This is a genomic window from Ructibacterium sp. SJQ-7, assembly GCF_054696575.1.
This window is the reverse complement of the sequence record NZ_CP195193.1, coordinates 304,233-317,375: the sequence shown is the minus strand read 5'-3', so window position 1 is coordinate 317,375 and position 13,143 is coordinate 304,233. Positions and strand designations below refer to the sequence as shown.

12 protein-coding genes and 1 tRNA gene are annotated in these 13,143 nt (G+C 38.2%); 10 read left to right on the top strand and 3 right to left on the bottom strand.

What is annotated here, in order from left to right; translation table 11 throughout:
* Positions 1–15 precede the first annotated feature (15 nt).
* From ACSAMO_RS01490 to ACSAMO_RS01465, 6 genes are all read left to right on the top strand, one after another.
* Entirely contained in the window at positions 16–372 is a 357-nt protein-coding gene (locus tag ACSAMO_RS01490) for a TIGR04086 family membrane protein (RefSeq protein WP_499209645.1), read from the top strand.
* 114 nt (positions 373–486) lie between these two features.
* Positions 487–630: a six-cysteine ranthipeptide SCIFF gene (gene scfA, locus ACSAMO_RS01485; RefSeq protein ID WP_117967162.1), complete on the top strand. Its 144-nt coding sequence runs from the start codon at positions 487–489 to the stop codon at positions 628–630.
* An 88-nt stretch (positions 631–718) separates the two neighbouring features.
* Positions 719–2,089: a thioether cross-link-forming SCIFF peptide maturase gene (gene scfB / locus ACSAMO_RS01480; protein WP_499209644.1), complete on the top strand. Its 1,371-nt coding sequence runs from the start codon at positions 719–721 to the stop codon at positions 2,087–2,089.
* A gap of 18 nt (positions 2,090–2,107) precedes the next feature.
* The gene (rhaM, locus tag ACSAMO_RS01475; protein ID WP_022229437.1) at positions 2,108–2,422 is read left to right on the top strand and encodes an L-rhamnose mutarotase; all 315 of its coding nucleotides are present in this window, start codon (positions 2,108–2,110) and stop codon (positions 2,420–2,422) included.
* Between the two features lie 217 nt (positions 2,423–2,639).
* Positions 2,640–3,419 carry a ZIP family metal transporter gene (locus tag ACSAMO_RS01470; RefSeq protein WP_499209643.1) on the top strand — a complete coding sequence of 260 codons (780 nt, stop codon included), beginning with the start codon at positions 2,640–2,642 and terminating at the stop codon, positions 3,417–3,419.
* 67 nt (positions 3,420–3,486) lie between these two features.
* A tRNA-Ser gene (locus ACSAMO_RS01465) sits at positions 3,487–3,576 on the top strand.
* A gap of 46 nt (positions 3,577–3,622) precedes the next feature.
* On the opposite strand, the gene ACSAMO_RS01460 is transcribed toward ACSAMO_RS01465, so the two are convergent.
* The 3 genes from ACSAMO_RS01460 to ACSAMO_RS01450 all read right to left on the bottom strand — a co-directional run bounded on the left by ACSAMO_RS01460 (position 3,623) and on the right by ACSAMO_RS01450 (position 6,287).
* Positions 3,623–4,468, bottom strand: a complete 846-nt coding sequence (locus ACSAMO_RS01460) for an SDR family oxidoreductase (protein ID WP_499209642.1) — start codon at positions 4,466–4,468, stop codon at positions 3,623–3,625.
* Positions 4,469–4,480: 12 nt separating this feature from the next.
* Positions 4,481–5,551, bottom strand: a complete 1,071-nt coding sequence (prfA, locus tag ACSAMO_RS01455) for a peptide chain release factor 1 (RefSeq protein ID WP_117967150.1) — start codon at positions 5,549–5,551, stop codon at positions 4,481–4,483.
* Between the two features lie 70 nt (positions 5,552–5,621).
* Positions 5,622–6,287, bottom strand: coding sequence for a Crp/Fnr family transcriptional regulator (locus ACSAMO_RS01450; protein WP_412614592.1), 666 nt, complete (start codon positions 6,285–6,287; stop codon positions 5,622–5,624).
* A gap of 105 nt (positions 6,288–6,392) precedes the next feature.
* Here ACSAMO_RS01450 and hcp point away from each other — a divergent pair, with 105 nt between their 5' ends.
* The 4 genes from hcp (at position 6,393) to ACSAMO_RS01430 (ending at position 13,091) form a co-directional block, all read left to right on the top strand.
* Positions 6,393–7,985: a hydroxylamine reductase gene (gene hcp / locus ACSAMO_RS01445; RefSeq protein ID WP_499209641.1), complete on the top strand. Its 1,593-nt coding sequence runs from the start codon at positions 6,393–6,395 to the stop codon at positions 7,983–7,985.
* 101 nt (positions 7,986–8,086) lie between these two features.
* Entirely contained in the window at positions 8,087–8,416 is a 330-nt protein-coding gene (locus ACSAMO_RS01440; protein WP_499209640.1) for a hypothetical protein, read from the top strand.
* Positions 8,326–9,771 (top strand): MFS transporter, encoded by a 1,446-nt coding sequence (locus ACSAMO_RS01435; RefSeq protein ID WP_499209639.1) that lies wholly within the window; start codon positions 8,326–8,328, stop codon positions 9,769–9,771. Before ACSAMO_RS01440 ends, ACSAMO_RS01435 begins: the two co-directional genes overlap by 91 nt.
* A gap of 38 nt (positions 9,772–9,809) precedes the next feature.
* Entirely contained in the window at positions 9,810–13,091 is a 3,282-nt protein-coding gene (locus tag ACSAMO_RS01430) for a rhamnogalacturonan lyase family protein (RefSeq protein WP_499209638.1), read from the top strand.
* Positions 13,092–13,143: the final 52 nt, after the last annotated feature.

Below are 13,143 nucleotides of genomic sequence, written 5' to 3'. Positions count from 1 at the left end.
TAGGGAGGTTTTTTTATGGGTATTAATTTTAAGGGTGTGATAAAAGGGACGATATTTGCAATTCTTGTTACTTTTGTTATAATTCTGATATTGGCACTGCTTTCGTATTTTACAGGCATAGACGAAACTATTATCACAACCGGAGTGTATGCCTCGGTTATTATCAGCGTGATACTCGGAACGATTGCGGTATCAAAAACGGCAAACAGCAGAGTATTTGTTCACGCAATGCTTGTATGTGCGCTGTATTTGATCGTACTTATCGGAATATCGTTGATTGTAAACAATGGAATAATGTTTAACACGCATTTTCTTGCTATAATAGGCGGTACATTTGCATCGGGAATATTGGGGTGCATCATAGGAAAATAGCCGAAAAATAAGTTTTGTGAGAAAAAATACAAAATATTTGTAAAAAAGCCTTTTCAATCACTTGAAAGTATGTTATAATATATTCATGGTGAATTAATATAAGGAGGTTTTAATATGAAACACGTACAGACTTTAAACAAGGCTAATTTAAAGGATTCAGCAAAGCACGGTGGTTGCGGAGAATGTCAAACATCATGTCAATCAGCTTGTAAGACATCTTGCACAGTTGCAAACCAAAAATGTGAACAAGCAAACTAATTGTTTTGCCGAATAAATGAACATTAAAGATGAATCATCGGCTTTTTAAGGTCGATGATTTTCTGATTTTATATAGGGAGTTTTTGAAGTGATACATAAGTATAAACAGTTGGGACTTAATATTGTAATGGATGTATATTCAGGTGCGGTACACGTTGTTGATGATGTAATGTACGATATGCTTGATTATACTCTTGAGCCGTTTATGGCAGAGGCAAAATGTCCCGATTATATTAAAGAAGGTTTAAAAGATAAGTATAGTGAAGAAGAATTGGAAGAAAGCTATGCTGAAATATGTGCACTTGTAAATGCAGGTCAGTTGTTTACAGATGATTGCTATGACGAAATCGCGAAGAATTGGAATAAGCAATCTGTTGTAAAGGCTCTTTGTATTCACGTTGCACATGACTGTAATTTGAGATGTAAGTATTGTTTTGCCGATACAGGTGAATTTCACGGTGGCAGAAGTCTTATGAGTGCGGAAGTAGGTAAGAAAGCTATTGATTTTGTTATCAATAACAGCGGTAACAGAAAAAATATAGAAATCGACTACTTCGGCGGTGAACCGCTTATGAATTTCGGCGTTGTTAAGGAAATTACAGAATATGCAAAAGAAGAGGCGAAAAAGCACGGTAAGAATTTCAGATTTACTGTAACAACAAACGGTGTATTGTTAAATGACGATATTAAACAATATATTAATGAAAATATGTCAAACGTTGTTTTGAGTATTGACGGTACAAAGGAAACTAACGACAGAATGCGTTATCGTGTAGACGGCAGCGGTTCTTATGATACAATTGTTCCTAAGTTCCAAGACTTGGCTGAAAGCAGAAATCAAAATGATTACTACGTTCGCGGTACGTTTACGGCGTATAACGTGGATTTTGCAAAGGACGTAATTCACCTTGCGGATTTAGGCTTTAAGCAGACAAGCGTTGAACCGGTTGTTGCACCTGAAACAGAGGACTACGCACTTACAAGTGAGCATATCGAAAAGGTCTGTGCCGAATATGATAAGCTTACTGAAGAATATGTAAAGAGATATGACGAGGGCAGAGGTTTTAACTTCTTCCACTTTATGGTTGACCTTGACCAAGGTCCGTGTGCGATAAAGCGTCTTTCAGGTTGTGGTGCAGGACACGAATATCTTGCGGTTGCACCGAACGGAGACATTTATCCGTGTCACCAATTTGTCGGTAACAAGGATTTTCTTATGGGTAATGTCAATGAAAATAAAATTGATGAAAATATCGAGAAGATGTTTGAACGCTCAAATGTGTATACTAAAGAAAAATGTAAGAATTGTTTTGCGAAATTTTATTGCAGCGGTGGTTGCAGTGCGAATGCGTATAACTTTAACGGTGATATAAACAAGCCTTATGAGCTTGCTTGTGAATTTGAAAAAAAGCGTCTTGAATGTTCAATAGCAATCGAGGCACATAAAAAATTAAGTTAATTTAAGGAGGAAAAAGAAATGATACACAAGGGTTTTAAAATGAAACTTTACGACGGTATGGCTGAGGAGTACGAAAAAAGACATAATGAGTTATGGCCGGAAATGAAGGATATGATTCACGAACACGGCGGTAAGAATTATTCAATATTCCTTGACAAAGAAACAATGGTTCTTTACGGTTATATAGAAATCGAAGATGAAGAACTTTGGGCAAAGGGTGCCGATACCGCCATCAATAGAAAATGGTGGGACTTTATGGCTGACATTATGGAAACAAATCCTGATAACAGTCCTGTTTCAGAAGATTTACACCTTGTATTCCATTTGGATTGATAAAATGTGTATAAATTAGAAAATAAGGGCGATAATATTTAATGACCTCACAAAATACATTAAAACCGATAGTCAGTCGGTAAATAACCCCCTTATTTGCGGAGAGAACAGTTCATTATGAACTGTTCTTTTTGTATTGACAGATAGTGTGAATTATGATAAACTGATAATAAGGTTAGTTAAAACTAACCTATGTAATTTTATTATGGAGGAATATATGGGCGAAGTTATAAGAGGAATATTGATACCGTTTTTGGGTACGACACTTGGTGCGTCTTGCGTACTGTTTATGAAGAAAATGATGAATAAGATGGTACAGCGTGCCTTAACAGGATTTGCGGCAGGGATTATGGTCTCCGCGTCTGTGTGGAGCTTGCTTATACCGTCAATGGATTATGCGGCGGAAATGGGGAAGTTTGCATTTGTACCGGCGGTTGTGGGATTTTGGATAGGTATATTGTTTTTGCTGGCAATGGACCATATAATACCGCATTTGCATATGGATACCGATAAAGCTGAAGGCCCAAAAAGTAAATTGAAAAAGACAACAATGCTTGTATTTACTGTTACACTTCACAATATTCCAGAAGGAATGGCTGTGGGTGTTGTGTATGCAGGTTATCTTGCAGGAAATATGCAAATATCGGCTATGGGTGCGTTGGCTTTGGCAATCGGTATTGCAATTCAGAATTTCCCGGAGGGTGCAATTATATCAATGCCACTTAAAGCCGAGGGAACGAGTAAAGGAAAAGCGTTTTTATACGGTGTGCTTTCAGGTGTGGTTGAACCTATAGGCGCAGTGCTTACTGTCGTTGCGTCAGGATTTATAATACCCGTATTGCCATATTTCCTCAGTTTTGCCGCAGGGGCGATGATGTATGTTGTAATAGAAGAATTAATTCCCGAAATGTCACACGGCGACCACTCAAATATCGGTACTGTAATGTTTGCAGTAGGTTTTACACTTATGATGATTCTTGATGTGGCACTTGGGTAAATATTTACTACTTGCTTTTATTTAATATTGACAATTATCGAAATTTATGATAGAATACTGCAAGTATGGAGGGGTGGCCGAGTGGTTGAAGACGCAGCATTGGAAATGCTGTAACGGCTTACGCCGTTCGTGGGTTCGAATCCCATCCCTTCCTCCAATAATAAAAAGCTTAAAACCGAAAGGTTTTAAGCTTTTCTTTTTTATTAAACTCCAAAATATGCTTGGAAACCACCGTCAACAGGGATTGTAGCACCTGTAACAAAACCTGATTGAGCGCTGTCGGTAAGCCATAGCAATGTGCCTGTCAAATCCTCCGGAACACCGAAACGTCCCATAGGAGTATGAGCAAGAACTTTCTTTGAACGTTCCGAAAGTGAGCCGTCCGGATTTCTCAAAAGTGTTTTATTCTGTACTGTTTCAAACCAGCCCGGTGCAAGAGCGTTGACTCTGATACCGCTTTTTGCAAAATGTACGGCAAGCCATTCGGTAAAGTTGGAAATAGCGGCTTTTGCGGCACAATATGCGCTTACTTTTGTAATTGCGTGGTACGAACTCATTGACGCAATATTAAGCACATTAGCACCAGGATTGTCAAGCATATCAACTATAAATACTTGTGTAGGAATAAGAGTACCTACGATATTTAGGTCAAATACATAATTGAAGTTTTCCTTTGACAAATCAAAGAATGAAACAACATTGGGATTTTCAATATCGCCTTTTTCAAAATATTCTTTTGTTGTAGTACCTTTTGGGTGATTGCCACCTGCACCGTTTACAAGTATATCAACTTTTCCGAAAGTATCGTTTACAACTTGCTTTGCATTGATAACGCTGTCCTTATCAACAACGTCACATACAACGGCAAGACCGTTACCGCCAAGTTCGTTTATCTTATCACGAACTTCTTCAAGTTTTGAAAGTGTACGTCCCAAAACAGCGACATTCATACCTTGTTTAGCATAAGCGTAAGCAAATTCACGGCATAAAATACCGCTGCCGCCTGTTATAACAACTGTTTTACCTTTTAAATTTTCGTGTAAATCCATTTTTATATCTCCTTAATCATTCTGACCTGCAAGTTTTGCGGCTTGGTCAGCCGTAACAAGTGCATCAATAATTTCATCAAGATTACCGTCAAGTATTTGTTCAAGTTTATATAATGTAAGATTAATTCTGTGGTCGGTAACTCGGCTTTGAGGAAAGTTGTATGTTCTGATACGTTCACTTCTGTCACCGCTGCCGACTTGCGATTTTCTTTCGTCTGCAATTTCTTTGTGACGTTGTTCTTCCATAACATCATAAATTCTCGAACGAAGAATTTTCATAGCCTTATCTTTATTCTTGTGCTGTGATTTTTCGTCTTGACACGAAACAACAATTCCTGTTGGAATATGTGTAATTCTTACCGCGGAGTCAGTTGTGTTTACACACTGTCCGCCCGGTCCGCCTGCACGGAATACGTCAATTCTAAGATCATTCTGATTAATTTCGACTTCAACTTCTTCAACTTCCGGTAAAACAGCTACCGTAACGGCAGAAGTATGAATTCTTCCGCTTGATTCTGTTTCGGGAACTCTCTGAACACGGTGTACACCGCTTTCAAATTTAAGTCTGCTGTATGCACCTTGACCTTCGATTGAAAAGCTGACTTCTTTGTAACCGCCGATGTCGGTAGGGTTAGAGCTTAGAATATCGATTTTCCAATTCTTTGACTCGGCATACATTGAATACATTCTCATAAGGTCTGCGGCAAAAAGTGCGGCTTCATCACCGCCTGTACCGCCGCGGATTTCCATAATAACGTTCTTTTCGTCGTTAGGGTCTTTCGGAAGAAGAAGAATTTTTAATTCTTCACTTGCTCTTTCGATTGTTTCTTCTGCCTCTGCCATTTCAAGACGTATCATTTCTTCAAATTCCTTGTCTTGTCCTGCTTCAAGCATTTCCTTATCATCTGCAACAGTCTGCTTTGCTGACTTCAATTCTCTGTACTTATCAATAATCGGTGTAAGGTCCGAATGTTCCTTACAGTATTTACGCCATGACTCTTGGTCGGCGATAATATCAGGGTCACTTATCTTCTCAGATACAAGCTGAAAGCGCTCTTCAAGCGCCTCTAATTTATCAAACATAATTAAAACTCCTTATTTTACTACATATCTAATATTTTATAATATTTTACCATAGGTGTCAACACAAAAATTAAAAATCATTATTTATAAGTATAAAATCATTTTTTTGGTAGTCAATTAATCCGTCATGTTTCATTTTTGAAAGCTCGTTTGACATTGCACTGCGGTCAACTCCGAGGTAGTCGGCAAGCTGTTGACGTGAAAATGGGACAGTAAATGTATTACCGCCGTTTAAAATCGCCTGTTCTGAAAAATACGACAATAATCTGTCACGAATGAACTTTGACGCAGTGTGCATCATTCTTGTGGCGAGAGATATATTTTTCTGTGCCGAATTTTTAAGAAGATTTCGTAAAAGTCGGTTATGAAAAGAACATTGATTTTCACATACGGAAAGAACTTTCTCTACATTAATAAACAGAACTTCCGTTTTCTCTGCCGCAACCACATCACAGAGCATTTCTTTATTCGGAATGGTCGCATAAGTTTCGGCGAAAATTTCACCCTGACCTATGTGGTTGAATATATTACTGCTACCCCAATAATAGTTGACGACAATATTTACACTACCCGACAAAACAAGTCCCATATCACTGACAGTATCACCGCTGTAATAAATAATTTCCGATTTTTTAAAACTTTTTTGATATGCACCAAGACAATTTAATATCGTCTTAATTTCATTCTCGGAAAGTCCGTTAAAAAATGCTGTTTTTGTTAAAAATAAATAATTCATAAATTCCTCGTATTTTGTTGTTGCAACAACATATTTTTTTATAAGATTATATTATACTGAATTCACAAAGTCAATACATGAAGTATTAACAAGGAGGATTTATATATGGAAAATAAAATGTTTTGCTTTCAATGTGAACAGACAGCAGGATGTTCCGGTTGTACAGGTAAGGTAGGCGTATGCGGTAAAAACGCAGATGTTGCCGCTCTGCAGGATAAATTAACAGGTGAACTTATCGGACTTGTTCGTGCAACAGGTGATGTTGTACCGACAGGAAACGTTTTAAAACTTATAATAGAAGGACTTTTTACAACTCTTACAAATGTCAGCTTTAACGAACAGACACTTAATGAATTGATTGAAAAAGTTCGCACAGAAAGAGAAAGGCTTGTTCCGCAATGTTTTGCTTGTGCATCACCGTGCGGAACAAATAACGAATATGATTTGTCGCATATTTGGACAGATAATGAAGATATTCGCAGTTTGAAATCACTTATACTTTTCGGCATCAGAGGTATGGCGGCTTATGCTTATCACGCTATGGTACTCGGCTATACAAATGATGAAGTTAGCCATTTCTTTGTGAAAGCATTGTTTGCACTTGGTGAAGATTGGGAAATGGATAAGCTTTTACCGATAGTTATGGAATTGGGAAAAGTTAATCTTGTATGTATGGAAATGCTTGATAAAGCGAATACGGAAACTTACGGAATACCGACACCAACAACTATTGATTTAAAAGTTGAAAAAGGTCCGTTTATTATAATTTCGGGACATGATTTGCTTGATTTAAAATTGCTTTTGGAGCAGACAAAGGATAAGAATATTAATATATATACTCACGGAGAAATGTTACCGGCACACGGCTATCCGGAATTAAAGAAGTATAGGCATTTAAAGGGCAACTTCGGTACGGCATGGCAAAACCAACAAAAAGAATTTGCAAATGTACCTGCACCGATATTGTTTACAACAAACTGTTTAATGCCACCAAAGGACAGCTATTCTGACAGAGTGTTCACAACAGAAGTTGTATCATATCCTGAAATCACACATATCGGTGATAATAAAGATTTTACGCCGATTATCGAAAAGGCACTTGAACTTGGCGGATATGACGAGGATAAACAATTTACAGGTATAAACGGCGGAACAAGCGTGACAACAGGTTTCGGACACGGAACAATATTGAGCGTTGCGGATAAAGTTATTGACGCAGTTAAGAGCGGCGCTATAAAGCATTTCTTCTTGGTAGGTGGCTGTGACGGAGCACGTGCAGGAAGAAATTATTATACCGATTTCGTAAAGCAAACGCCTGACGATACCATTATATTAACGCTTGCTTGCGGTAAATATCGTTTTAACGACCTTGATTTAGGTACAATAGGCAGTTTGCCGAGAATTATGGACATGGGACAGTGTAATGACGCATATGGTGCGATTAAAGTAGCCATTGCACTTGCGGAGGCATTTGAATGTGAAGTAAATGAACTTCCGCTTTCAATGATACTTTCATGGTACGAACAGAAAGCTGTATGTATTCTGCTTACACTTCTTCATCTCGGTATTAAAAATATCCGTCTTGGTCCTACACTCCCAGCATTTATATCACCGAATGTATTGGGATACTTGGTAGAAAACTACAATATTGCAAAAATTACAACACCTGAAGAAGATTTAAAAAATATATTGGGTTAAAACAGAAAAACTGCCGACATAAAATCGGCAGTTTTTTTATGTTGACAGTGTATTGTAAGAAGATTATAATAAAATTATCAAACGATAAAGGGATGAATATTATGAATATAGCAATTTTATATCAAGTAAAAGAGCCGCCGCAGGTGGGGAATATCAGAAAGCCTATGAAAGAGGGCGGATACAGTGACAGCGGTTCAGACCTTGCGTATGAATTAAATAAAAACGGATATAATTTGATAACCCCCGTGGAGCATCCCAACGAAAAGAACAACATTGATTGGGTATTCGGTGATGATGAGGAAGGAATAACAAAAGCGATAAATATGGGGGCTGATGTATTGTGGCTGAAAATGCACTTAGAGTATATACGACAACAGAAAAGACGAATTATAAAATCGGTGAAGAATTTGATAAAAACAGTTTGTCTGTAAAGATGCTATATGAAGATAACACTGAAAAAGAAGTCTGCGGATATGAAATATCGGGCTTTGATAATATGAAAGTCGAACCGCAAACTGTCACGGTGATATATAAAGGCTATGATAATTTATGTTATAATTATAAAAAATTAAGAGGTGAAAGCATGAAAGTTAATTATAACAGTACAATACGGTCGTGCTTTATTGGGTACATAGTTCAAGCGATAATAAACAATTTCGTACCGCTGTTGTTTATTACGTTTCAATCGCAATACAGTATACCGCTGTCGAAGATAACATTATTAATTACAATCAACTTTGGTTTACAGCTTATAATAGATTTTGCGTCGGCATTTTTTATCGATAAAATCGGATACAGGCTATCTGTACTTATAGCACACTTATTCGCGGCATTGGGATTGATTTCGATAGCAATATTGCCCGATATGATGAATGATTCTTTTATGGGAATATTTATTTCGGTGTTGCTTTATGCAGTCGGCGGAGGATTGCTTGAAGTTGTTGTAAGTCCGATAGTTGAGGCTTGTCCGAATGAACATAAAGACAAAACTATGAGTATGCTACATTCATTTTACTGTTGGGGTACGGCGGGAGTAGTAGTAATATCAACAATATTCTTTAATGTATTTGGTATTGATAATTGGAAGATACTTGCACTTGTTTGGGCGGCAGTACCTGTTATAAACGGATTGACATTTCTAAAAGTGCCTATTGCACCGCTTATTAACGAAGAAGAAAACGGACTTTCTTTAAAAGAACTTATAAAGCAAAAGGCATTTTGGGGATTTTTACTTATTATGTGCTGTGCCGGAGCAAGTGAACAGTCTGTAAGCCAGTGGGCGTCGGCATTTGTTGAAAAGGCACTCGGAATATCAAAATCAATAGGTGACTTGGTAGGACCTACGGTATTTTCTGTACTTATGGGTATTTCAAGAGCGATTTACGGTAAATTCGGAGAAAAAATCAATCTGTATAAAATGATGGTTTTCAGCGGTTGTTTATGTGTGCTTTCATATTTAACGGTATCGTTTTCATCATCGGCGATTGTCGGCTTAATCGGGATTGGGGTATCAGGGTTTTCGGTAGGCATACTTTGGCCCGGAACATACAGCGATGCGTCAACCTCTATAAAAGGCGGAGGTACGGCTATGTTCGCATTTCTTGCGCTAGCCGGAGATGTAGGTTGTGCAGGAGGTCCTACATTTGCAGGTAAAATAGCAGGCATGCTTGGCGACAATTTGAAAATGGGCATTTTGGCCGCCACTGTTTTTCCTATAACACTTATAATCACTTTAATAATAATGAATTTGCACAAAAAAAGTCTGTACAACACGAAATATTTGTGATATAATTCCAAATATAAATAAATTATGAAGGAAGTGCTATGAAGATGAAGAAGAACAAAATTCGTGTGATTTCAGCGGTGGTTTCTGCGATAATGCTTGCAAGCAGTGCAAGTGCGTTTGCAAAATTTGACGCATATAATGATTCCGACGGTTTTACACTCGGTCATTATGAGGCGGAAGTAAATCAAGAACAACGTGCCGATACAGAAAAATTGTATGAGCAAAGACCAAAAAATGAAAGACAGTTTGAAAATCTTTCAAGAGGTTTGGTGGCAGTACCGGGAGAAAACGGAACGCTTGTAAGCTGGCGTTTTTTAGGTACGGATTCAAACAGCTTGACATACAATCTTTATTGTAGCGGTGAAAAGCTGAATGACAAGCCGATAACTACGACAAACTTTTTCCATACCGGAGCAAGTACAAATGCAGAGTATACTTTAAAAGAAGTAGAGAACGGTGAAGAAACAGGAGTAGAGTATACGACTACGGCATGGGATAAAAATTATATTGGCTTTAAAGTAACGGAGCGTGAAGGATACAACATTGATGACGGTGCGGTTGCAGACCTTGACGGTGACGGAGAATACGAAATTTTGTTAAGACGAGTGCCGAGTATGGACGTTAACACAAGAACATCATATCCTGTTATCGAGGCATACAAAACAGACGGTACACATATGTGGACAATCGATATAGGTCCTAACGAAATTAATGAAGTAGATATAAACTTCCTTGCATATGATATGGACGGCGACGGAAAAGCAGAAGTTATAATGCGTTCGTTCGAGGGTACAACAGACGGAAAAGGCAATACAACAGGCGATACGAACGGTGACGGAATAACCGATTATTCAAAGTCGGAGAGCAATTTGGCAATATTTAAGGACAGACAATACATAGTTTCAACACCTGAATTTCTTTCGATATATGACGGCGAAACAGGTGAGGAAACAGACAGAACAGACCTAAAACCGTCAAAAGAACCGCTTTCGGACTGGTCATACAGATACAGTGATACAGGACGTCTTACAAAGAGAGCAAGCCACTATCTTTTCGGCTTGGCATATCTTGACGGTGTAACACCGAGTGTTGTTATGGTGCGTGGTGCGTGGGATAACGTAAGAGCGGCAGCATGGCATATTGAGGACGGAAAGTTTAAAGAAGATTGGGTACACAATACCGAAAACAAAGATGATGTAAACAGTATATGGGGTGCGTGCAACCATAATCTTGTAACGGTAGACGTTGATTTTGACGGAAAAGACGAAATATTATCCGGACCTATGGCTATTGACCATGACGGAAGCGAAATGTATGCCGTAAAGGTATATGATAATGACGGCAATGCTCAAAAATTGGCTCATGGAGATGCGTTTGATGTTGCAAAAACAGATCCCGATTTTAACGGCTATATGACGTGGGCTTGTCACGAAACATCACAGCTTATGGCAAATATCGAGTATCACGATGCAAGAACAGGTGAAGTTCAATGGGGTTACAGCAAAAATAAAGATACAGGCAGAAGTCGTTCGGCGGATATAGACCCTACACACAAAGGCTTTGAAGTATGGGGCTCAACTGCAACAATTCCTGCCAATATCAGCGGTGAAAATATAGCTGATACATGGAATGGTTTTAAGTTCAGAAAAATTGACGGTACTGTTGACAGCGACGCAACTATTCCGATGAATTTCAAGGTTTATTGGGACGGTGATTTACTTAGCGAATTGCTTGACGGTACAACCGTATCAAAATATAACTGGGAGGACAAGTCTGTTGACGTGCTTATGACTGCGGATGATTGCGCGTCAAACAGCGGTACAAAGGCAGTACCTTGTATCAGTGCGGATTTGTTCGGTGACTGGCGTGAAGAAATTGTATGGAAAACCGCAGATGAAAAGGAAATAAGAATATACTCGACTTCAATTCCTACATCATATAAATTGAATACATTAATGCATGATTCATATTACAGAGCGTCTGTTGCGGTACAAAATAACCACTACAATCAACCGCCGAATTTAAGCTATTATCTTGGTGCTGAAACAACAAAAGTACCTATGTTTGAGGGATATGTTATAAAAGACGGCAAAAAAATCACAAACCCTGATTTGACAGGTTCGCACGGTACCTATGACATTAACGCAAAAACAGGTGCATTAAGTGTAAAATTGGCAGTTGACTGCGCAAATGCCTATGTCGGCAATAATATTGTACAAATTGATACAGAAAACAGTGACGTTACACCGATAATTGTTGATGACAGAACATTAGTACCGGTTAGATTTATCGCTGAAAGCTTGGGTATGGACGTTGGATATAATGACTCGACAAGGACTGTTACACTTTCTGGAAACGGATATAAAGTAAATATGACTTTGGATAAGAGCGAATATACGATTAATGATATTCCTTTTGAAATGGACGTTCCGGCACAAGTAGTAAATGACAGAACGTTGATACCTCTTAGAGTTATTGCTGAATCTATCGGTAAAAAGGTTGAGTGGGACGCAGACAACAGATTAATATATATCGGATCTGTACAATTCTATGATAAAGCAAATGCCGCAAATTATGCTGCTGCATTAAAAAACGGCAAAGAGGAAGATCAGGAAATAATTGAAACACCGGTTCCGACAGAAGAACCTGACCTATTGGCAACGGCGGACTATACGGAATATACAGATTCTAATAATGTAGCGTGGAAAATGTATATAAACGAAGATTATGAAAAGTATAATATAGGCGATAAACTTGAATGGGCAGGTACGAAAAAGCCCGGTGAACTGGCAAATATCGCGGTAGCACAAGGAACAAACGGCAAAGTAATGCATTTTGAGGACAGTACAAAAGGAAACAGAAATGCAATTTATAATCTTCCGTATAAAATGAACGGTACAGTAAGAATTGAGCTTGATTGGAAAGTCGGCGAGTGTACAGGCGGACAGTCATACGGTGAATTGAGATTTGCCGATTCATCAAAAAATACATTCTTTGCATTGAAAACCCAAAAAGGTGCGGAATTGCAATATTCGGCAAACGGCGGAATAGCAAACGGACTTCTTGAAACAGATTGGAAGGACGTAGGTACAGGCTTTAATAAAGACACTGTTTATAATGTGGTTATTGAGGGTGACTTTGATAAAAAAGTATGCAACGCCACTATCTCTGACGGCAGTAAAACAGCTAAAATAACAGATATGCCTTTTGAAAATGCAACAGATTTTAATGCAATGGAAATCTTGGCGGTAAGAGTTGAAAAGAACTTTACTTGGGCAACCAACATTGACAATATGAAAGTCGGCATAAAAGCAAATTAACAAAAAATTCACAAGACAACCTGAAATTTTTGGGTTGTCTTGTGTTATAATA

What these genes read in the sequence shown, in the direction of transcription:
- hcp (WP_499209641.1), top strand. Translation starts at nt 6,393, where the DNA reads ATGGAAAATAAAATGTTTTGCTTTCAATGTGAACAGACAGCAGGATGT.
- prfA (WP_117967150.1), bottom strand. Translation starts at nt 5,551, where the DNA reads ATGTTTGATAAATTAGAGGCGCTTGAAGAGCGCTTTCAGCTTGTATCT.
- ACSAMO_RS01450 (WP_412614592.1), bottom strand. Translation starts at nt 6,287, where the DNA reads ATGAATTATTTATTTTTAACAAAAACAGCATTTTTTAACGGACTTTCC.
- rhaM (WP_022229437.1), top strand. Translation starts at nt 2,108, where the DNA reads ATGATACACAAGGGTTTTAAAATGAAACTTTACGACGGTATGGCTGAG.
- scfA (WP_117967162.1), top strand. Translation starts at nt 487, where the DNA reads ATGAAACACGTACAGACTTTAAACAAGGCTAATTTAAAGGATTCAGCA.
- ACSAMO_RS01470 (WP_499209643.1), top strand. Translation starts at nt 2,640, where the DNA reads ATGGGCGAAGTTATAAGAGGAATATTGATACCGTTTTTGGGTACGACA.
- ACSAMO_RS01430 (WP_499209638.1), top strand. Translation starts at nt 9,810, where the DNA reads ATGAAGATGAAGAAGAACAAAATTCGTGTGATTTCAGCGGTGGTTTCT.
- ACSAMO_RS01490 (WP_499209645.1), top strand. Translation starts at nt 16, where the DNA reads ATGGGTATTAATTTTAAGGGTGTGATAAAAGGGACGATATTTGCAATT.
- ACSAMO_RS01440 (WP_499209640.1), top strand. Translation starts at nt 8,087, where the DNA reads ATGAATATAGCAATTTTATATCAAGTAAAAGAGCCGCCGCAGGTGGGG.
- ACSAMO_RS01460 (WP_499209642.1), bottom strand. Translation starts at nt 4,468, where the DNA reads ATGGATTTACACGAAAATTTAAAAGGTAAAACAGTTGTTATAACAGGC.